General features: G+C 65.7%; 22 protein-coding genes. 6 read left to right on the plus strand and 16 right to left on the minus strand.

Translation table 11 applies throughout. The annotated features are described in order from the left end of the window. Window positions 1-11: 11 nt before the first annotated feature. From ABD104_RS00085 to ABD104_RS00160, 16 genes are all read right to left on the minus strand, one after another. Window positions 12-1,532, minus strand: a complete 1,521-nt coding sequence (locus tag ABD104_RS00085) for a conjugal transfer protein TraG N-terminal domain-containing protein (protein WP_343926984.1) — start codon at window positions 1,530-1,532, stop codon at window positions 12-14. A gap of 13 nt (window positions 1,533-1,545) precedes the next feature. Beyond that, window positions 1,546-1,905 (minus strand): hypothetical protein, encoded by a 360-nt coding sequence (locus ABD104_RS00090; protein ID WP_003090212.1) that lies wholly within the window; start codon window positions 1,903-1,905, stop codon window positions 1,546-1,548. Further along, window positions 1,902-3,296: an integrating conjugative element protein gene (locus ABD104_RS00095; protein ID WP_003109770.1), complete on the minus strand. Its 1,395-nt coding sequence runs from the start codon at window positions 3,294-3,296 to the stop codon at window positions 1,902-1,904. The genes ABD104_RS00090 and ABD104_RS00095 overlap by 4 nt, the downstream gene beginning before the upstream one ends. 9 nt (window positions 3,297-3,305) lie before the next feature. Continuing rightward, entirely contained in the window at window positions 3,306-4,169 is an 864-nt protein-coding gene (locus ABD104_RS00100; protein ID WP_425265766.1) for a TIGR03756 family integrating conjugative element protein, read from the minus strand. Window positions 4,170-4,252: 83 nt separating this feature from the next. After that, a complete protein-coding gene (locus ABD104_RS00105; RefSeq protein WP_003109772.1) occupies window positions 4,253-4,699 on the minus strand; it encodes a TIGR03757 family integrating conjugative element protein in 447 nt (148 codons plus the stop codon). Between the two features lie 164 nt (window positions 4,700-4,863). Beyond that, window positions 4,864-5,358 carry a JAB domain-containing protein gene (locus ABD104_RS00110; protein WP_003090203.1) on the minus strand — a complete coding sequence of 165 codons (495 nt, stop codon included), beginning with the start codon at window positions 5,356-5,358 and terminating at the stop codon, window positions 4,864-4,866. Between the two features lie 175 nt (window positions 5,359-5,533). Next, on the minus strand, window positions 5,534-6,301 hold the full coding sequence (locus ABD104_RS00115) for a DsbA family protein (protein WP_003090202.1): 768 nt from the start codon (window positions 6,299-6,301) through the stop codon (window positions 5,534-5,536). Between the two features lie 24 nt (window positions 6,302-6,325). Further along, complete coding sequence (locus ABD104_RS00120; RefSeq protein WP_343926985.1) at window positions 6,326-9,217, minus strand: conjugative transfer ATPase; 2,892 nt, start codon at window positions 9,215-9,217, stop codon at window positions 6,326-6,328. Next, window positions 9,217-9,657: a TIGR03751 family conjugal transfer lipoprotein gene (locus tag ABD104_RS00125; protein ID WP_003149753.1), complete on the minus strand. Its 441-nt coding sequence runs from the start codon at window positions 9,655-9,657 to the stop codon at window positions 9,217-9,219. The genes ABD104_RS00120 and ABD104_RS00125 overlap by 1 nt, the downstream gene beginning before the upstream one ends. Then, on the minus strand, window positions 9,638-11,056 hold the full coding sequence (locus ABD104_RS00130) for a TIGR03752 family integrating conjugative element protein (protein WP_004350605.1): 1,419 nt from the start codon (window positions 11,054-11,056) through the stop codon (window positions 9,638-9,640). The genes ABD104_RS00125 and ABD104_RS00130 overlap by 20 nt, the downstream gene beginning before the upstream one ends. After that, complete coding sequence (locus ABD104_RS00135; RefSeq protein WP_004350604.1) at window positions 11,046-11,957, minus strand: TIGR03749 family integrating conjugative element protein; 912 nt, start codon at window positions 11,955-11,957, stop codon at window positions 11,046-11,048. The genes ABD104_RS00130 and ABD104_RS00135 overlap by 11 nt, the downstream gene beginning before the upstream one ends. After that, window positions 11,954-12,646, minus strand: coding sequence for a PFL_4703 family integrating conjugative element protein (locus ABD104_RS00140; RefSeq protein WP_004350603.1), 693 nt, complete (start codon window positions 12,644-12,646; stop codon window positions 11,954-11,956). The genes ABD104_RS00135 and ABD104_RS00140 overlap by 4 nt, the downstream gene beginning before the upstream one ends. Further along, on the minus strand, window positions 12,643-13,041 hold the full coding sequence (locus ABD104_RS00145) for a TIGR03750 family conjugal transfer protein (RefSeq protein WP_003153632.1): 399 nt from the start codon (window positions 13,039-13,041) through the stop codon (window positions 12,643-12,645). Before ABD104_RS00145 ends, ABD104_RS00140 begins: the two co-directional genes overlap by 4 nt. Before the next feature lie 12 nt (window positions 13,042-13,053). Further along, window positions 13,054-13,413 carry a TIGR03745 family integrating conjugative element membrane protein gene (locus ABD104_RS00150; RefSeq protein ID WP_003153634.1) on the minus strand — a complete coding sequence of 120 codons (360 nt, stop codon included), beginning with the start codon at window positions 13,411-13,413 and terminating at the stop codon, window positions 13,054-13,056. 16 nt (window positions 13,414-13,429) lie between these two features. Further along, window positions 13,430-13,663: a TIGR03758 family integrating conjugative element protein gene (locus ABD104_RS00155; protein WP_003050225.1), complete on the minus strand. Its 234-nt coding sequence runs from the start codon at window positions 13,661-13,663 to the stop codon at window positions 13,430-13,432. Beyond that, window positions 13,660-14,043 carry an integrative conjugative element protein, RAQPRD family gene (locus ABD104_RS00160; RefSeq protein WP_003090167.1) on the minus strand — a complete coding sequence of 128 codons (384 nt, stop codon included), beginning with the start codon at window positions 14,041-14,043 and terminating at the stop codon, window positions 13,660-13,662. The genes ABD104_RS00155 and ABD104_RS00160 overlap by 4 nt, the downstream gene beginning before the upstream one ends. A gap of 203 nt (window positions 14,044-14,246) precedes the next feature. On the opposite strand from ABD104_RS00160, the gene ABD104_RS00165 reads away from it, so the two are divergent. From ABD104_RS00165 to ABD104_RS00190, 6 genes are read left to right on the plus strand one after another with little or no spacing between them, the layout of a single operon-like run. Further along, window positions 14,247-14,717, plus strand: coding sequence for a helix-turn-helix domain-containing protein (locus tag ABD104_RS00165; protein WP_003050245.1), 471 nt, complete (start codon window positions 14,247-14,249; stop codon window positions 14,715-14,717). Beyond that, a complete protein-coding gene (locus tag ABD104_RS00170) occupies window positions 14,714-15,289 on the plus strand; it encodes a PIN domain-containing protein (protein WP_003050248.1) in 576 nt (191 codons plus the stop codon). Before ABD104_RS00165 ends, ABD104_RS00170 begins: the two co-directional genes overlap by 4 nt. Before the next feature lie 17 nt (window positions 15,290-15,306). Further along, on the plus strand, window positions 15,307-16,221 hold the full coding sequence (cap6, locus tag ABD104_RS00175; RefSeq protein ID WP_303672675.1) for a CBASS system CD-NTase-associated protein Cap6: 915 nt from the start codon (window positions 15,307-15,309) through the stop codon (window positions 16,219-16,221). Further along, on the plus strand, window positions 16,218-16,688 hold the full coding sequence (gene cap8, locus ABD104_RS00180) for a type III CBASS phage resistance system CD-NTase-associated protein Cap8 (protein WP_003105626.1): 471 nt from the start codon (window positions 16,218-16,220) through the stop codon (window positions 16,686-16,688). Before cap6 ends, cap8 begins: the two co-directional genes overlap by 4 nt. After that, window positions 16,685-17,185 carry a type III CBASS phage resistance system CD-NTase-associated protein Cap7 gene (gene cap7 / locus ABD104_RS00185; RefSeq protein WP_003090159.1) on the plus strand — a complete coding sequence of 167 codons (501 nt, stop codon included), beginning with the start codon at window positions 16,685-16,687 and terminating at the stop codon, window positions 17,183-17,185. Before cap8 ends, cap7 begins: the two co-directional genes overlap by 4 nt. After that, complete coding sequence (locus ABD104_RS00190) at window positions 17,185-18,087, plus strand: CBASS oligonucleotide cyclase (protein ID WP_003153640.1); 903 nt, start codon at window positions 17,185-17,187, stop codon at window positions 18,085-18,087. Before cap7 ends, ABD104_RS00190 begins: the two co-directional genes overlap by 1 nt. Window positions 18,088-18,124 lie beyond the last annotated feature (37 nt).

The raw sequence follows: 18,124 nt of genomic DNA on the forward strand, positions 1-18,124 counted from the left end.
CGGACTCCGGGCTACTTCAGCTTGCCTCCCGTGAGTGCCCCAGCCCCCTTGCCCCCGGCTTGGCCGGCGCTCTTGCTGCCGTCCGACAACCCCTGAATGGCATGTCCCGCCCGAATTCCAACCCAGGTCAGGCTTGCCAGCCAGAATCCTGGCAGCACCAGGAACATCGTGCCCGCGACGAACATCAAGAGCATGTCGCCGAACGCATTGTTCAGCCCCACCAGCGGGTCGAAGTTCGTGTGTGGCCGGTTCCAGCCAAAGCCCCAGCCATAGAGCGCATCGAGGATAGTGCTGTCGATCCAGCGAGCGAGCTGGAACCAGAAATCCACGAAGAACAGCGCGAATTGCACGACGCTGACCGTGACGACCGTCTTCAGGTCATAGGTGCCCACGACCAGCACGAGCGGGATGCAGATGACCAGCGCCATCTTGAGCAAGGCGAGGACCATGGGTAGAGACTGTCTCACGACGTCCATGGCGGGAAACGCGGCAATCGCGCCGACGGCCATCCCAACGTCTCCCGTGGCCCGTGTCACGATGTTCGGCAAGGTCTTGTCGATCTGGCCTCCGTAGTCCGTATAGACGCTGCCCTGGTTCAACTTCTGCTGCCGCGGTGACGCGATGGCTCGGATCACCGAGTCGTCCACCTCGGCCCGGCTCAGGAACCCGGCCCAGCCCGCCAGGCGACTCAACAGGCTCGGGTCCACCTGACCCAGCAGGCGTGCCCGCAGGCCGTTACTTCCATCGCTCCACCACTGGCGGCAGGTCGGGTAGCCGCCACCGCTGGCCACCTGCGCAAGCCCTGCGTCGCGGGTGCTGTCATAGGGCCAGTCCTCGCGTGGGGTGCTGGAACGGTATGTGTCGTAGTAGCCGTTCGTGTCGGTGAAGAACCGCGATCCGATCCAGGTCACGTCGTGCATCTGCTGCTCATCGAGCTGAGGGCGCTGCATGAACAATTTGGCCCGTGCAGGCCCATAGCAATCCCGCGAGAAATCCGCTACTTCCTGAGCCAGCACCGGGTCATCGATGCGCGTAGCGTCGATCTCCATGCGCATCTGCCGCAGGTCCGTGCCGCACGGGATCGCTGCCACCGAAGCGCCCGTGACGGCGCGCGAGAGCGCGTGCATGAACGCCCACCACACCGGCACCTTCGCCGACTGGTTGTTGATGGTGCTGAAGGACTGCGACCAGCCGGTATCCCCGGGCTGCGCCACGCTGACCTGGCACTGGGCCGAGTGCGAGCTGTCGTACTGGATGGTGTTCAGGTCCACGTCGATGAACGGAATGCCGGCGAACATCACCACCACGATGGCGACGAAGACCCGGTTCTCGATGCGGGCGGCGCTCAGCACGCCTTTGTTGCCCTCGTCGGCGCCTTCCGCACGGGCCTTCAACCACTCCTGCACGATGATGGCGACGAAAGGCAGCGCGAATACCCCGCTGGATACGAGGACCGCCCAGATGCCGTTGTTGACGATCCAGGACACGAGGGTTAGGTAGTACTCCAGGTAGTCGGTCGTGAAAAGCGTCATGGCCTCGATCCCCTCAAGCGGCCTGCATCAACAGGCTGGCTTCCAGCGCCACGATGGCAACAATGCCGGCGACCTCAGCGCGAATCAGCCGGCGTCGGGCCAGCGTGCTGTCCTCGCGCGCCAGCAGCCGCCGCCGCATCCAGACCCAGCCGCAGGCCGTCGCCCCGTACAGGAACAACCGCCACACGAAGAAGTAGCCCGATGCGGCCGCGAGCCACCGCTCCCAGCCGGCCACGCTGCCAACGAGATAGATGCCGGCGATGTTGGCGCCCACCGCAGCGGCGACGATCACGGCCGCCCACAGCAGTGCTTTCGCCGCACGCCGGCTGATGAGCCAGCGCAAGGGGCGCCAGGCCATGCGCTCCGCGCTCATGGCCGGCCTCCCGGATTGCCCTTCTGCAACTGGTCGAGGCGGTCGGGCACCGGATCGCCCTCATAGATGCCGCGCGAGCCTGCCGCGCGCGTGCCATGGCGCTGGATGATGGCCATCGGCGAGTTGTTCGCCAGCTCGCGCCGCAGTTCAAGTTCGGTCTTGAGGTTGCGGATCTCCCGGTCGAGCGTGTCGCTCTCGTGGTTCACGGCCTCGACTGCCAACTCGTTGGCTGCCACGTTGGGCTCTTTCTTGCCGGTGAGCAGCGTGCGCTGGAGCAGCAGTGCCTTCTCCAGCACCGACGAAAGCGCCACCTCGGACGCGAGGCGCCGCGCCAGCAGGTCCTGGTCCGGCTCGTCGCGCAGCGCCTCGATGACGCCGCGCGTGATCGGCAGCGACGTGCTGCCGGCCTCGCGCAAGTTCTCGAAGGTGGTGTTGCGCACGCCGGAAACCAGTTCCTGCAAGACTTCCAGCTTGGCTTCGTACTCCTCCTGGATCAGCGGCGTCAGCCCGACGCCGGGCACCGTCTCGGTCTTGGTGCAGGAATCGCACGTGCGCTGCACCTGTTCCCCGAGGACCCGGGTGGCCCATTCGGTCGCCTGCTGCGGCGACGTCCAGGTCTGGCAGGACAGGCTCGCGCAACTGGTGGACGCGATGGAGGATGTGTCCGTCACGCCGCGCCCGTTGACCAGGTTGTAGCCCGCGCGGGTGACGTCGCCGACCACGCGGATGGCGGACTGGCCTGCGCCACCGGCATTGCTGCCGCCCACCCAGGGAAGGCCGTCGTTGCCGCGGCGCGTCTCGGCCTGCTCGACGGCCGACACGGCATCGTTGCTGCCAACCGCGTCACGCAAGGCCATGCCTTCGGCCATCTGGCTCCAGCCAAGCTGGCCACCCGCAGTCTCGGCCATCTTCTCCGCCATGGCGCGGCACGTCAGCTTGGAGCGGTCGAAGTCCAGCCGCGCCTGCAGCACGCCGTTGGTCAGCAGGTTGTACAGGCCCGGATCGGCGCGCTGAATGATCAGCGCCGGCAGCGATGCAACCGCGCTGGTCGCGCTCTGGATCACGTTGCTCATGATCTGCTGAAAGCCGTTCGTGATGCCGTTGAGCTGATTGCGCAGCGTGGTCTGGATGCTCATGTCGCCGCAGATCAGGTTGCTGTTCCACCCCACGCCGACCCCGATGGAGCGCATGCCGGCCGCGCGGCCCATGGACACCGCACTGCCACCGCCGATCGAGTACATGACGTCATCGCCGAGGACGGGGCCGCTGTTCTGGTATCCGACCTGCGCCCACGCCAGGCCGCAGACCAGAGCGAGCGGGCCGGCCAGCGCCTTCGGGCGCAGCAGGCGGCACGCCTTGGCGGAAAGGTTCATCGATTCAGGACGCTTCATCGTGGCACCTCAGAGGAAATCGACGCTGCCCAGGAACACCTGCCCGCGGCGTTCGCAGCACGCATAGGGACGCCACAGCGCCCAGGCGTAGTCGCCTTGTTGGGCCTGGGTCAGCGTGCCGCTGTGCGGGAACACCACGCAGGTGTTGGACAGGCGCGGCGTCAGCTCCTGCCACTTGCCCGTAGAGGCATCACCCTCCATCAGCGCGCCGGCCGGCCAGTAGCCGTCGCGGGCGTTGGCAAGCAGCGGCTGGTACACGTGGATCTGCCCGCGGCGCGTGACGACATCACCGGCGCGCTGGGCCACGACGGCCCCGGATTTGTAGTCATCGGTCTGATGCAGGAAGCCGCCGCGCGGATAGACATTGCCCCAGAGGTTCATCGTGGTGCGCGCACCGACCTCGCGCATGCCCGGAATCAACGCCTCCGGGTAGGCCATTTCAGGCACGTTGTAGCGCCAAGCCAGCGTGTCCAGGGTGCTGAGTAGATACGGCATGAAGGCCGTGCCCGCGCCTTGGCAGAAATAGCCCGACGACGATGCGAACTGGTTGAATACCTCGCCGCCAGGATGGCCGATGACATCGCTGTTCTTGAATTTGGCGAGGTTGTTTTCGTGGTCTTCGTTCGTGGTCCCATCCCCACCTGCCTGTGCGGATGGGTTGGGCGTGCTCATCGCCTGCACCTCGACCCAGGGGTTCTCTCCGGTGTTGCTGTAGCTGGAGACGACCGCATCGGGCACGTAGTGCCGGACCTTGGTGGATGTGCGCACCGTGCAGCCCGTCCAGGTGCAGTAGAGCCAGTAGCAGATGCCCACCACCCGGTACTCCAGGCAGTCCGGCGACATGACGGAGGACACGATGGTGGCGGTGTTCAAGGCGTAGCTGCCCGTGGCGCTGATCAGCAGCAGCGAGGCCACGGCGACGCGCAGGCGGCGCAGCAGGTCGAATGGGCGATGGGTCACGGCTGCGTCCTCCGGTGTTGCTCGATGCGCGCGACGGCCCGGGCCACGTCCGGCTCGCCATAGACCACAAAGCGTTGATCCACCACGACGGCCGGGATGGTCGTGACACCCAAACTCCATGCGTCGGTGACGCCCTGGTAGGCGGTGCCGATGCGGCGCTGAAGATCGGTGCCGCCTTGCTTCAGGCGTTGCCGGACGATGGCTGCTGCCCGCTCAGGGTCGGCTGGAAGATTCGCGGAAAGCTCGGCCTCGATCCGGGGCGTTTCGCCCAACTCGATCAGTCGCTCGCCGCCCATGGTCTTGACCGGGTGGCGGCTGTCGGTGACGACCACCACGTCGGCGGCGAAGGTGGCCGGGCTGAACACCGCCAGAGACGTCGGCAGCGCCACGGCCAGGCCAAGGGTTCGCCAGCCTGGTGCGAACCGGGTAAAAGCTGCTGGCATGTCATGTGCCCCGGAAGTTGATCAGGGCCATAGTCAAACGCCGAACCCCAGGCGGCCCCAACAAACAATGCGCATCGCGGCCACCCCGCATACCTGCTTGCGTCGCCGCAAAGAAAAAAGCGGAGGCCGAAGCCTCCGCGCTGATCAACGAAGCAGTGCAACCCTTACAGCAGGCCGGACTCCGCAAAGGAGAACGGGGCACCCTGGCCGACGATGATGTGGTCCAGTACCCGCACATCGATGAGCGCCAGCGCGGCCTGCAGTTGCTGGGTCAGCATGCGATCCGCGCTCGACGGCTCGGAAATGCCCGAGGGGTGCTGGTGCGCGAAGACCACCGCGGCGGCCTTCAACTCCAGCACACGCTGCACGACGACACGCGGATAGACCGAAGTCGAGTTGATCGTGCCCCTGAACAACGGCTCGTAGGCCAGCACCTGGTGCATGCTGTCCAGGAACACCGCGGCGAATATCTCATTGGGCTCGGCGACCAGCTTCACGCGCAGGTAGTCGCGCACGGCCGTGGGGTCGAGGAGTTTCGCACCCGCTTTGAAAACCCGCTTCTCCAGCAGTGCAATGGCTTGCTGGATGATCCAGTCCTCGTGTTGGGCAGCGATGGCGGAAAGCGACTCCAGGCAGGAGTCATTGACGACGAAAGACATGGCGAACCTCCAGACGGTGAGATCGGAGGGCGCGCGCCCTGGGAGGGCAAGCCCTCCTGGGGAACGAACAAGGTGCATCCATCACCGCGGCAGCGGTGATCGTTCGCGGCCAGGATGCGAGGCGAACGGGTTTCGGTCAGCGCAGTGGACTGCGCCGTAGCCTTGAAGACCGGGGCTACCTGGGCATGTCGCCGACGACGTCGGCAGGCATTTCCGATGTAGTAGGTGTGGCGGCGGGATCGCCGGCCGCGAGCATGTCCATGGCCGACAGCAAGGCATCGCCCTCGATCGGACCCTGCAGTAGGATCGCCTTGCCGGTTTCGCGATCGTGCAGCCGCAGCGACGGCGTGGCGGTCACGCCGCTGCTCGTGGCTTCCGCCGTCTGGGTGCGGATCGGCGCCTCGGGCCGTTCGCTCGCCAGACACTGCTCGATGGCTGGCGTAAGGTCGGGGTACCGCAGGTCCTCGGGCAAGCCCTGGCCGTCGCTGCGCGTGTGGGCATAGACCCACTCGACAGCCTGCCAGAAGGCGGCATGGCCGCCAGATTCGCCGGCGCACTCCGCCAGGCTCGCTTCGGCAGACGCGGCCGGCTCATGCGCGGCCAACGGGAGGTGGTGCCATTGCAAGGCCACGTCCGCGTTGCCGGCCACCCAACGCTTGAGCACTGGGAAATAGGATCGGCAGAACGGGCATTCGAGGTCCGCGTAGAGCGTCAGCGTGAAACGCCCTTCCGGATTTCCCATCTGCCACGGAGGCCCGGCCACCTGCGTCACGCTGACCGGCGTTGAAGTCTGGGGAGTGGACTTGCCAGAATAGCGGGACACGAGCCAGATCAGCAGCAGCGCTACCAGCACGGCGGCCAACACCCAGGGCCAGCTGAGCCTCCAGCGCCGACGGCGGAACGCCTGTACCTGCATCGGAATGGATGGGCGTTTCTGTTCCATGGCGTTCTCCGGTGTACGGCAGATTCAGGGCAGGTCCAGGGTCGGCGACTCGATGCCACGTGCCCGGTCGATCTTCTCAGCCACCTTGAAGGCGGCATCCAGCTCGCTGACGCCGTGCTGCTGCATGAGCTGGTAGCGTTCTGCCTTCTCCTCGGGCTCGGTTTGCGCGAGCGCGAGGTAGAGACTTGGCGGCACGGCGCGGAACAGCACTTCCATGCTCTTGGAGAGGATGACGCCCTCGGTGAACTTGCCCGCTTCCTTGCGTGCGGAGAGCATCAGCGCCTTCTGCGCCGGCGAGAGTTCGCGGAACCTGGCGATCTTCTCCACTTCGTCCGGCGGCATCGACAGGCACACCCACCACTCGATCATGTTGAGCATGGGCTCTGCGGCGCGCGGCAGATCGTCGATGTTTTGCGTCGCCAGCCAGAACCAGGCGCCCAACTTGCGCCACATTTTTGTAATTTTCACGACATAGGGCGCGAGCAGCGGGTTCTTGGTGATGATGTGACCTTCGTCGGTCACGTTGACGATCGGCCGGCCCAGGTACTGGTCGCGCTCGGCGATGTTGTTCACCGTGCTGATCAGGCTGATGTAGGCGATGGAGAGCTGCGCGTTGTAGCCCTCGCGGGCATAGGTCGCCAGATCGACCAGCGTGATGTCGGCCTCGGGCCACGGCGTGCCGTCACGGTCGAACATCTCGCCGTCCGTGCCTTGGCAGAACATGTCCATCGCGTCCGCCATCTCCAGCAGCCGCACGCGCCGCATCTCGGGCAGCGTCGGGTCCTGGCCACGGGCGCGCAGCGCGTTGCGCACGTCGCGCGTGAGCACGGTGCGCTTTTCGGCCACGCAATGTTCGGCGGCGTCGAGGATGCACTGGCGGATCAGCGAGCGGTCGGCCCGCGTCATCCGCGCTTCTTCCTTGTCTTCGCCGCCCGTGATCATCAGCCGCGCTGTGATCTCCAGTTCGCCCAGCACGTCGCGCTGCTCGTCCGCTTCCATGGCCGAGGCATCGGGGGGCAGGTCTTCGTCCAGCGCGTCGGCATCGAGCGTCTGTACGTCGCTGGGCGTTTCGATCAGCCGGCGTGCGTCGGCGAACGGCGCCAGGCTGATGCCCGATCCGGGGGCCAGCTTGACCCGGTTCACGGTCAGGCCCAGGCGCCTGGCGAAGTCGCTGAACAGGCCGAAGCTGTTGCCGGCTTCCACGATGAAAAGCCGCGGCCGGTAGATGGCCGTCACCTGGTTCAGCAGGTTGTTGAGCGTGGCGGACTTCCCCGAGCCGGTGGGGCCAAATAGAAACAGATGGGCATTCATCTGCCGATCCAACCTGTTCAAGGGGTCGAACGTAATCGGGCCGCCGCCGCGATTGAACATCGTGATGCCGGGATGCCCCGTGCCCTGGGCGCGGCCCCATACTGGCGACAGGTTCGCCGCGTGCTGGGCGAACATCAGTTGCGTGTACCACCGGCGCCGGTCCTTGCCGGGGTTGTAGCAGCACGGCAGCCAGCGCAGGTAGCTGTTGAGCGGCGCCACCTCGTCGTCCTCGCGCACCGGCTGCAGGCCGGCGTTGAGCATCACGTTCGCGAGGTCCAGGCCGCGCCGATCCAGTTCCGCCTCGTCGCGCCCGCGTAGGTAGAACGCCAGAGTGCCCCGGTAGAGCTTGTGCGCGCTGCCGATCAGGGAGCGGGCTTCATGCACGTCCTTGAGCGTCTGCTCCGACGCCAGCGTCTCGCCCACAGCTTTCTTCGCCAGATGGTTGAGGTCCGATTCGAGGACGTCCTGCGGCGTGGCCACCATGGTGAGACACATCAAGGTGTCCTCGGGCATCTGATCGAATAGCGTGTTGATCGCGTCTCCCTTGCGGGTCTCGCCGGTCAGGTGCCCGGTGCCGGGCGGCATGCGCAGCCGGTCGGTGATCAGCACGCGGTGCGGCATGCCGTCGAAGTACCAGGCCCCTTGCGCCACGTCCGAGCGCGGCTGCCCAAAGAACAGCCGCTGGCTGAAATCCCGCCCGCTCGCCAACTCGATCTCGCCGGCCTCGCTTTCCTCGGTACTGTCCGGATAGCGCGCCAACGCGTAGAAGCGCTCCCGGTCCTCCACCCCAGGGCCGAGCAGCGTGGGGCGCGGGTTGAACCATCGCAGCAGCCAGTCGTGAACGTCCGCTGCAACCATGCGCCGGGCCTGGATGCCGGCGTTCGCCAGGCCGCCGCATAGGCGGTCGCAGACGATGCCCAGCATCTGCTCGGGTGTCTGGCCGCGGCGGTTTGCCTGTCCCTGTCCGCTCGCGCGGCGGTACACCACCATGCGCACACGCCGCGTCTGCCCGCGCCAGCGCAGCCGCGTAACCACCGTGTCCTCGAACAGGCCGCCGGGCTTGGCCACAGCGCGCAGGTGGTGGCCGAAGAAGCGCAAGTAGAACTCGGTGAACGCCGAGCCGCGCGCACGTGGCTGCACGTAATCGCGCAAGGTCTGCATGTACTGGTCGAAGCTCGGTTCGTCCTGGGCATAGAGCTGGAGCACCCACGGGTTCTCGTCCAGTTCATCGAAACTGTCCTGAAGCGCGTTTTCCAGGGCGTCGCGGGCATGCGCGAGCCAGCCGGGTTCCCGGCCTTCGGTGCCCAGCGGCACCAGTTCGTAGAACGCCGCCACCGATTGGCCATCCTCCAGGAGCATCGATTTCGACCCGGGCAAGAACTCCACCCAGGGCAGCAGTTCCACGAAGGACGGCGCAACGTCGTACAGCGCCTGCTCGTCGGCCACGGTCGCTGGCTTGCGGCCGTGGACTGCCGAACCGGGTTCGGGGATGCCGGCCTGGCGCAAGGCCTCGACGTGGCGCTGCCAGCTGTCCGGCTGCTCATCGCTAGCCGGGCTACTGGAGCCGGCGCCGGCCAGCTTCGGCCATGGGAGTTTCCACCGCATCAGTAGTCCTCCACGCGCTCGCCCGGCATCGCGTACTGGATGCGCTGGTAGAGCGGGAAGACGGTCGTGTAGCCGGGCACCGGCACGGGATCGGTGCCGGCCAGATGCGGGTACACGTACATCACGAGATCGGGATTGGGCAGGCGCTGGAACTGGCGGTGGACCTCATTGCGCGCGGTGCGCGTGTAGCGCATCTGCTCGACAGGTGCGGCCTGCACGTCGGCGTCGGTCAGGGGCCGACGCAGGCTCTGGCGCGCATCGAGCAGCTGGCGGCCGGCGTTCCGTCCGGCTGCGCCACCGCCGTCGCCGGCCTCCTGCTGCCAGATGTCCATCATCGTGCGGTCACCGTGGGTCAGCAGCTTTTCCTTGCTGGTGGCGCAGCCGCCGAGCACCGCGACGGCGAGGGCCAGCACCAGGCCCTTAATCGAGTTCGAGAGCATGGCTTTCTCCTGCGCGGTGATCGACCTTGCGGCCTTCGGGATCGAAGTCGATGGCGAGCGGTTTTTCGAGGTGGACGGCGACCTTGGCGCCGGGCTGCACATAGACGGCGGCGAACGCCTGGCCGTAGAGCTTGTTGACCCAGGCCGACATGTCCCGGACACCGCCCGCGAGAATCTGGCCGACCGCTTCCTGGCCGGTGATGCCCACGGTGCCGATGGAGCCGTCCGAGCCGACATAGGACATGCGGCCGCTGTCGCTCTCGATGAGCGAGGCCACGCCGGCACCGGCCGCGGTGATCAGGGCCTGCGAGCCGAGGTACTGCTGGGCGTTGCTGCGCCGCTCGCCGCTGACGCAGGGGATGCCGTGCGGGTCGCTGATCCAGCCCAAGCCGTCGCGTTGCTGGTTGTTCTGCTGGTTGCCCTCGCGGTCTTCGGGGATCGTGCGGATCGTGCCGTCGTTGAAGACGAACGTGATGCTGCGCACCTGGCCGCGCACGCACGAAAGCGTCCAGTCGCCCGATGCGGTGCCGCTGAACACGGCGCCGGCCACGTCGGGAATGTCGATGCCATTGGCGGTCAGGTTGTCCGGCCCGACCAGGACTTTGAACGGATAGGGATCGTTGACCGTGCCGTCGATCGGCACGCGGCCGATCAGCGCGGTCATGGCGACCGAACCCATGAGCGTGGAGTTGGTCGGCACGGTATAGACCGGCTTGGCACTCTTGACCCCAGAGGCGCGGGCGCCCGCGTTGGCCACGGTTTCCGCGGTGGTTTCGAGCGTGCTCTGCGCCGGGCCGAAGCTCGTGGGGAAGCTCATTCCGCCGCTCGCGCCACGACCGCCGTTGCGCCCCTCGGCGGGCTTTGCGTCGTCCGGCTCGACCCACCGCACGCCGCCCTCCATGCCGGCCTCGTCGCCGCCCTGCAGCCCCAGGCCCACGGGCAGGTCCGCATGGCCGCCGCCGCGCCCGCCGATGCTGTCCAGGCGCCGCTGCAGGTCGGCGAGCAGCCCTTCGGTCTGCTGGCGCGCGCTGGCCGCCTGCTCCTGGTCGCGGCGCAGGTTGGACCGCTCGGATTCGAGCGCCGAGTTGATGCGCTGGTCGATGGAGTTCTCGCGCTGGCGCAGTCGCTGGTTCTCTTCACGCTGCGACTTGTTGTCCGAGAGCGCGGTCTGAAGCTCGGTGCGCAACTGCTTCACTTGGGCAACGAGCGTCGCCACGGTGTCGCGCGGGGTGTCGCCTTCGATGCCCAGCGCCTTCATTTCCTCGGGCGTGAGCTGGGCGCCGTTGTCCGCCGCGGGTGGCGCCGTGCTGCCTCCACCCGAGAACAGCCGGATACCGACGAACAGCACCAGGATGGCGACAGGGATCATCAGCCACTTGAGCAGGCCGTTACTGCGCATGGCGGGCCTCCTTGGCGTTCTCGTCGCCGTCCGGCTGCGGCAGATGCACGGCAGGGTCGAAGCGGTGAATCGCCGGCAGCAGCGACTGCGCGAGGCCGCGGCCGCCCGTGACCAGGTAGAGGACGGTCGTGTCCTCGGGCGTGCCGCGCGGGCCCAGCGCCTCGTGCTGGAAGGTGGCGGTGAGGAAATCGCCTTGCAGCACGCGCGGGTCGAGCGCGACCCAGTCGGCGCCGGTGTTGGTAAGGCGCACGGCAGTCACCCATTGGTCTTCCAGGCGCCACGACGCGAGCGCGACCGCGCGCACCGGCAGCGTTGGCATCAGTGTGTCCAGGTCGAGGTCGCGGGGCAGGTTGACCCGCATGACGCCCGGAAGCGGCTCGACGGTGCGCAGCGGTGCGTAGAGGTTCTGCGCGGCGAAGCGCGTCAGCACGACAGGGACCGGAGTTTCGCGCCGCGCGGTCCGCGCACCTGCCTGGCCCTGGGCGCGTGCCGGGGCCTCGGCACTGTCGGCCTGCTCGCCATAGCGTCCCGGTGCGCTGTCACCCTCGACGATGCGCACCGGCTCCAGCTCGGCTTCCCCGTCCTTGGGCGGTTCGGCTGCGATGTCCAGCAGGATCAGCGCGCCCGTGTCGGCGTCCTGCAGTTGCAACCGCGTGGGCTCGATCGGCTCGCTGGCGCGCAGGTACACCGCGCCACCCGCACTCTGCACGCGCAGGCGTTCGCCCACGCCCGCGGGCACGCCCACGCGCACGTTCCGGTCGATGAACACGATGCGTTCCTGACCGACCTTCAGCGGCACTGCCAGTGGCATGCGTTCCCAACGCAGGATCTCCACCGCCTGGGCGACGGGTGCCGCGGCCACGGCCAGTAGCCCCAGCAGCGCGAGTACAGGATGCTTCATGGGGTGTTTCCTCCTTGAGGCGCTTGCGGAGACAGGCCACTCGACGCCGGGCGCGCCGGCTCCGGTGCACTGATGCGCTGGGGCGCGCCTTCGTAGCAGTCCAGCGCCAGGCCGAACGGGTTGCGGGCGGGATCGACGTCCACCCGCGTGACCTTGATCGGATAACGCACCAGGGCGCGCTTGACCTGCTCGGCGCCGTAGTACTCGTCCGCCGTGATGTCCAGCGTCACCACCCAGTCGCGATCGGACACGGTGCGCACGCGCGCCGTGGGGTCGTCGCCATAGCCGCGGCCGGGAATCTCGTAGATGCCGCGCACGCGCTGGCGTAGCTCGCCGGTGGAGCGGCGGTAGTCGTAGTCCGCGCGAAGGAAGGCCTGGCAGGACGGGGTGAGGTACGGCGAGAGCGTGTGGAGGTTGCGCGAGTAGTCTTCTTCGCCATTGGTCGGCCAGCGGTTCAGCGTCTGGAACACGTAGAACGTGAACGCATAGACCGATTCGGGCGGCACTTCCCACCACTTGCGGGTACTGCCAGAGCGCAGGTCGGGCGGGACGTGGATGGTCAGGTCGCGCGGCGCGCTCCACCAGCCGCCGCCCATGACCAGGGCGACAATGACCAGCGCGCCCGCGCCCAGGCGCAAGGTCTTGATGTGCGCCTGCAGGTGGGCGATCTCGTTCTTGAAGCGACTCATCGCATGCTCCTGCGGGTGGACCAGAAGCCCGAGCGCGAGATCAGCACGTGGCCGCCCACCCAGCCGGCCATCAGCGGATGGCCCGTTGCGATGCGCCACTGCAACTGCCGATAAAGCCAGGTGTCGGGGCGCCCACGCTTGAGGCGGCGCAGGATGCCGCCGCCGATGAACACGCCCAAGGCCACGCCCAGGACAACGAACGTCGGTGCGATGGCGATCGTGCGGAACACCCACGAAAGCGGCGCGCCGACCAGCAGGCCGGCGGCGCCGGACAGGCCGCAGCAGATCCACAGCTCGTCGGCGGTGAGGCCGCGCACGACAACGGGATGGCGGTTGAGCCGGTGCGGAAGGAACGTGACCGTCCCGTCCGCACGGACGTGCTGCTGCTCGGACATACCGGCCTCGCCTTACAGGATGCCCGTGGCTTCGGTGAGCAGCCAGATGCCGATCACGAGCAACACGGCGCCGATGGCGACCGTGAGGCCGAATTGGCCCCACGTCTTGCGGCCGGTGTGGATCTCCGCGTAGGTTCCGTAGGCGTGGTAGCAGACGCCGATGAACATCGACGCCACCACCAGCAGGGCCACGAGCATGATGATGTCGTAGCCGTAGTTGCGGATCGTCTCCATGATGCCGTTGCCGGTGCCGCGCGTCGGGTTCTCCAACTGCGGCAGGCCTTGCGCGAACGACAGCGCGGGCAGCGCGGCGGCGCCCAGGGCCATGGCGGCGCGCTGGGCGAGACGGGAAGTGAGGATGCGGTTGTGCATGGTCGGGCCTTTCAGGTCAGGACAGAAGGAAGAAACTCAGGACGAGGTACATCGCGACGAAGCGGATGCAGACGCCGAGGAACTGGCGCTGGTTGAGGCGGCTCTCGGACCACCCCACGTAGGCCGTTCGGATGGCCCAGACGCCCCACACGAGCAGGACCGCGAACACGACGCCGACCAGGACGGTCGCCATTGCGGAAGGCGCGATGCCGCTGTTGGCTTGAAATGCCGAGACCTGGGCGCCGTTCATTGCTTGCCCCCCGCAGTCGTCGCCGGCAGCGGCTCGGCCGCCCGCTCGGTGCGGTAGTCGCCGGCCAGTTCGGAGGGGTCGCGCGGCTGAGCGCGCGATGGCGTCAGGTGAAACTGGATGCCGGCGCGAACGCGCGCCAGGTCAGCCAGCAGCCGCGGGTAGTCGAAGTGGTAGCGCTCGCCCGGCTGGATGGGGGCATGCGCGGCGCTGTCCGCGACGGTGCGCTCCAGCGCGTCGAGCTGGCGCAGTGCGGCGACCAGCTCCTGGCGCTGTGCCGGAGACTCGGCCAAGGCCATCTGGGACTGACCCAGCAGGAGGGCCGTCACGAGAAAAGTGGGCACGCCGCGATGCGCGGCGCGCAGCCAGATCGAAGCCACCATCGCGCCATTCCTGTGTGATCAGCAATGGGGTGATCGTGGAGATCAGGGCTGTTTTAGGCCGCAAACAATAGGAACTGGCGGACGACCGGATTGGGCATACCGCGAGCGAACCTACAAAAGCCCGGGTGGAGTTTCGATTATTGCGTTTTTCGAGTGTTTCGAATATGATCGGCTCTGCAACCGTTTTCGCTTAGGAGCTACCCATGACCACCGCCACTGCCCAATCCAAGATGACCCTTCCCGCCGCGGGAGAGGTGAAGGCAGCCGTCCAGGGTCAACGTGCCTTGGCGGCTTACCTCGCAACCCAGTTCGAGACGCAGCACATCCAGATCTTTGATGACCACAAACAGGCTCATCAGGTGGAACTGCCTACCTCGGCTTTACGCCTGCTGGTCGACATCCTGGCCGAGTTGGCCGATGGCAATGCAGTAAAGGTGGTGCCCGTCCATGCAGAGCTGACGACCCAAGAGGCGGCGGACTTGCTCAACGTGTCCCGTCCCCATTTCGTCAAGCTGCTCGAAGATGGGGTGTTGGCATTTCATCGCACCGGCAAGCACCGCAGGGTGAGGTTCGCCGATCTGATGCAGTACAAGGAAGCGCGCGAGCGCGCCAGTGAGCAGGCGATGGCCGAACTCGCTCAGCAGTCGCAAGAGTTGGGAATGGGATACGAATGAGGCATTCCCCATTCACCGCCGTCTACGACGCGTGCGTTCTATATCCCGCGCCACTGCGGGATTTCCTGATGTGGCTCGGCCTGTCTGGCCGCTTCCGGGCGCGGTGGAGCCAAGCCATTCATGAGGAGTGGAAACGCAACCTGTTGATCAACCGCCCCGATCTCACCCGGGTTCAGGTCGACAGGACGTCGGATCTCATGGACCGGGCAATTCCGGACGGCTTGGTGGAGGGCTACGAAGCGCTCGTGGCAGGCCTGACATTGCCCGATCCGGACGACCGGCACGTCCTGGCTGCGGCGATTCGCTGCGGTGCGAGCGTGATTGTGACGTTCAACGAACGGGATTTCCCGAACGATCTGCTGGCTCCGTACGGCATCGAATCGCAGCACCCCGATGAGTTTGTGGACAACCTGCTGGATCTGGATGCGGCCGCCGTAGTGTCGGCTGCGCAGCGCCAGCGTGCCCAACTCAAGCATCCGCCGATCGATGTGGACCGCTATCTCGAAATCCTGCTGCGCCAAGGCCTTGTGCAAACGACCAAGGTGCTGGCGACCTATCGCACCATTCTCTGACCCGCCGAGAGCCACGGATGACCAAGAATCCTTCATCAGACGCCACTTTGCCGAAAGGCATCCATCGAAGCTGGAAGCTGCCGGATAAGTCGCTGGGTGACTTGTGGGATTCGATCGTGATGGACGAAGCCATCAAAAAACAGTTGCTGTCACAAGCGATCGTCAACTTCACGGTGCGCCCCAAGGTGGAGCGCACGGTACTCCCCCTGCACGGCGTGATCTTGTTGGTCGGCCCGCCGGGGACTGGGAAGACCTCCTTGGCACGGGGCTTGGCGCATCGTGTGGCCGAATCTTTTTCTTCTGCGAAGTTTCGATTGCTGGAAGTGGAGCCTCACACGCTGACGAGCTCTGCAATGGGAAAGACTCAACGCGCCGTGGCAGACCTGTTCTCGCAATCGATCGCAGAATCCGCAGCGGCGGGCCCGACGATCGTCCTTCTGGACGAGGTCGAAACGCTTGCGGCTGATCGAGCGAAGCTCAGCCTGGAAGCCAACCCGGTTGATGTGCACCGGGCCACCGACGCGGTGTTGGTGCAGTTGGACATGTTGGCCGAACGCAACCCGCATCTGCTGTTCGTGGCCACCAGCAACTTCCCACAGGCCGTCGACAGTGCCTTCCTATCTCGTTGCGACATGGTGATGGAGGTGCCACTGCCCGGCAAGGATGCCTGCAAGCAGATCCTAGTGGACTGCCTGAATGGCCTGGCAAAGACATTTCCGGGGATTGGCAAGCTTTCCTCGGCTCACCAGTTCGACGCGTGCGCTGGCGAGTGCGTCGGATTGGATGGTCGGGCCATTCGCAAGGTCGTAGCCAACGCCCTCGCGGCCGACCCGCAAGTGGCTATCGATCCGAACAAGCTTTCCGTAGAGCACCTGCGCAGTGCGATACGACAGGCAACGCAAATGCGCCTTCAAGGAGGGAAGCAAAAATGACCACCGTTGTCAGCCGGACGTTTCGCAGCTCGCCGCACCGCGATGCGTTGCAGACGTGGGATGCCATTGTCGAACTGCTCACTCAGGGCAAGGACGGCACGGCTCGCTCTGAACTCAGGGCCGTGGCGGGCGTGGCCGCCAGCTTGATCGCCGACCAGGCACCCAAGAGCGCGCCCATCGTTGCGACATGCGATGGACCACGGACCAGGATCTACTGCCTCTTCGACGAAGACGCGATCGATGGTGATGATGCCAACGAAGAAGTCTTGGGGTTCGAGCCGTTGAAGGGAGACTGGGGAGTCTCGCTGCCGTGTCCGAAGGAGCAGCTCGGCTGGGTGCAAACCGCGCTCAAAAAGCACAGTTCTCGCATCATTGCACGGGACTTGAGCCAAGGAATTGCCACGCAGGCGCAGGCCGATGCTGGACAAGCGCTGTCGCTCGACCTCGGAGGTTTCCTCAAGTCATGAGCACCGTCGCCACCTACTCGTACACGCACTCGGTTACCTATGTGACCGACAACATCCTCAAGAGCTTGAAAGACATCATCCTGCTCAGTGGGCTGGACCCCGAGCACTTCGCGGATCGCTGGGAGAGCAATACCCGAGCCATCAAGACGTGGCTCGGGACCGGTGATCTGCGCAAGGTGATTCTGGAGATCTACAACCCGGCAACCGACAAACTCGTGACCCGATGGGATATCGACATCGTGTATGGGTGGTCCGATGGCGACGGCAGCTTCTGGACAGATACCGAGCAGTTGAAGTACGCGATCAAGAAAGCTGGGCTGCTGCCATCGCAGGCCAAGTACAAGTTAATGCTCGATACAAAGCCAGGGCGGCCTGATGTGGAGGGGTGGAGCAAAGGAAGTTATCGCTCGACGGATGGAATGGTCAAGCAGAGCCTAGGCTCGACTGTCGAACACAGCGGCCTGGCGGGTCAGGCCGGATATTGGAGGCAACGCTGATGCTGTCGATCGATGAAGCTTTTCGCAAGTTCAAGTCGCGTCTGGAACTCAACGAACGCGAACAGAAGAATGCCTCGCAACGCCAGAACGAAGTGCGGGACTACCTGCAGACCAAGTTCGGCATTGCGCGCAGCTTCCTGACCGGTTCCTATGCTCGATACACGAAGACGAAGCCGCTCAAGGATATCGACATCTTCTTCGTGCTGAAGGACTCGGAGAAGCATTACCACGGCAAGGCCGCATCGGTAGTGCTGGATGATTTCCACTCTGCATTGGTGGAGAAATACGGTTCGGCGGCCGTGCGCAAACAGGCGCGCTCGATCAACGTGGATTTCGGTGTTCACATCGACGCGGAGGACAACACGGACTACCGGGTGGTCAGCGTGGATGCGGTGCCCGCATTCGATACCGGCGACCAGTATGAGATCCCCGATACGGCGTCCGGAAAGTGGATCAAGACGGACCCGGAGATCCATAAGGACAAGGCGACCGCAGCGCACCAAGCCTATGGCAATGAGTGGAAAGGTCTCGTGCGCATGGTGAAGTACTGGAACAACAATCCCAAGCACGGCGATCTGAAGCCGGTGAAGCCCTCGTTCCTGATCGAGGTAATGGCCCTTGAGTGTCTTTACGGCGGCTGGGGAGGATCGTTCGATCGCGAGATCCAGTCGTTCTTTGCCACGCTTGCCGATCGAGTTCATGACGAGTGGCCGGATCCCGCCGGACTTGGCCCGGCGATCAGCAACGATATGGATGCCGCGCGCAAGCAGCGCGCGCAGCAGCTGCTGTTCCAGGCGAGCCAAGACGCAAGCATCGCCATCGACCACGCGCGTCGTGGTCGCAATATCGAAGCGCTTCGCGCCTGGCGCGCACTGTTTGGCCCCAAGTTCCCACTGTCCTGATTCCATCGGCTTCCATACACGTCCCATCGAGGTACAG

Origin of the sequence: Pigmentiphaga daeguensis (genome assembly GCF_039523035.1) — a bacterium.
GTDB classification, from domain to species: domain Bacteria; phylum Pseudomonadota; class Gammaproteobacteria; order Burkholderiales; family Burkholderiaceae_B; genus Pigmentiphaga; species Pigmentiphaga daeguensis.

Coding starts and splice junctions, on each gene's coding strand:
- ABD104_RS00135 (WP_004350604.1), bottom strand. CDS start 11,957: ATGAAGCATCCTGTACTCGCGCTGCTGGGGCTACTGGCCGTGGCCGCG.
- ABD104_RS00165 (WP_003050245.1), top strand. CDS start 14,247: ATGACCACCGCCACTGCCCAATCCAAGATGACCCTTCCCGCCGCGGGA.
- ABD104_RS00130 (WP_004350605.1), bottom strand. CDS start 11,056: ATGCGCAGTAACGGCCTGCTCAAGTGGCTGATGATCCCTGTCGCCATC.
- cap8 (WP_003105626.1), top strand. CDS start 16,218: ATGACCACCGTTGTCAGCCGGACGTTTCGCAGCTCGCCGCACCGCGAT.
- ABD104_RS00120 (WP_343926985.1), bottom strand. CDS start 9,217: ATGCGGTGGAAACTCCCATGGCCGAAGCTGGCCGGCGCCGGCTCCAGT.
- ABD104_RS00145 (WP_003153632.1), bottom strand. CDS start 13,041: ATGTCCGAGCAGCAGCACGTCCGTGCGGACGGGACGGTCACGTTCCTT.
- ABD104_RS00190 (WP_003153640.1), top strand. CDS start 17,185: ATGCTGTCGATCGATGAAGCTTTTCGCAAGTTCAAGTCGCGTCTGGAA.
- ABD104_RS00125 (WP_003149753.1), bottom strand. CDS start 9,657: ATGCTCTCGAACTCGATTAAGGGCCTGGTGCTGGCCCTCGCCGTCGCG.
- ABD104_RS00150 (WP_003153634.1), bottom strand. CDS start 13,413: ATGCACAACCGCATCCTCACTTCCCGTCTCGCCCAGCGCGCCGCCATG.
- ABD104_RS00090 (WP_003090212.1), bottom strand. CDS start 1,905: ATGAGCGCGGAGCGCATGGCCTGGCGCCCCTTGCGCTGGCTCATCAGC.
- ABD104_RS00155 (WP_003050225.1), bottom strand. CDS start 13,663: ATGAACGGCGCCCAGGTCTCGGCATTTCAAGCCAACAGCGGCATCGCG.
- ABD104_RS00115 (WP_003090202.1), bottom strand. CDS start 6,301: ATGGAACAGAAACGCCCATCCATTCCGATGCAGGTACAGGCGTTCCGC.
- ABD104_RS00140 (WP_004350603.1), bottom strand. CDS start 12,646: ATGAGTCGCTTCAAGAACGAGATCGCCCACCTGCAGGCGCACATCAAG.
- cap7 (WP_003090159.1), top strand. CDS start 16,685: ATGAGCACCGTCGCCACCTACTCGTACACGCACTCGGTTACCTATGTG.
- ABD104_RS00085 (WP_343926984.1), bottom strand. CDS start 1,532: ATGACGCTTTTCACGACCGACTACCTGGAGTACTACCTAACCCTCGTG.
- cap6 (WP_303672675.1), top strand. CDS start 15,307: ATGACCAAGAATCCTTCATCAGACGCCACTTTGCCGAAAGGCATCCAT.
- ABD104_RS00160 (WP_003090167.1), bottom strand. CDS start 14,043: ATGGTGGCTTCGATCTGGCTGCGCGCCGCGCATCGCGGCGTGCCCACT.
- ABD104_RS00170 (WP_003050248.1), top strand. CDS start 14,714: ATGAGGCATTCCCCATTCACCGCCGTCTACGACGCGTGCGTTCTATAT.
- ABD104_RS00110 (WP_003090203.1), bottom strand. CDS start 5,358: ATGTCTTTCGTCGTCAATGACTCCTGCCTGGAGTCGCTTTCCGCCATC.
- ABD104_RS00105 (WP_003109772.1), bottom strand. CDS start 4,699: ATGCCAGCAGCTTTTACCCGGTTCGCACCAGGCTGGCGAACCCTTGGC.
- ABD104_RS00095 (WP_003109770.1), bottom strand. CDS start 3,296: ATGAAGCGTCCTGAATCGATGAACCTTTCCGCCAAGGCGTGCCGCCTG.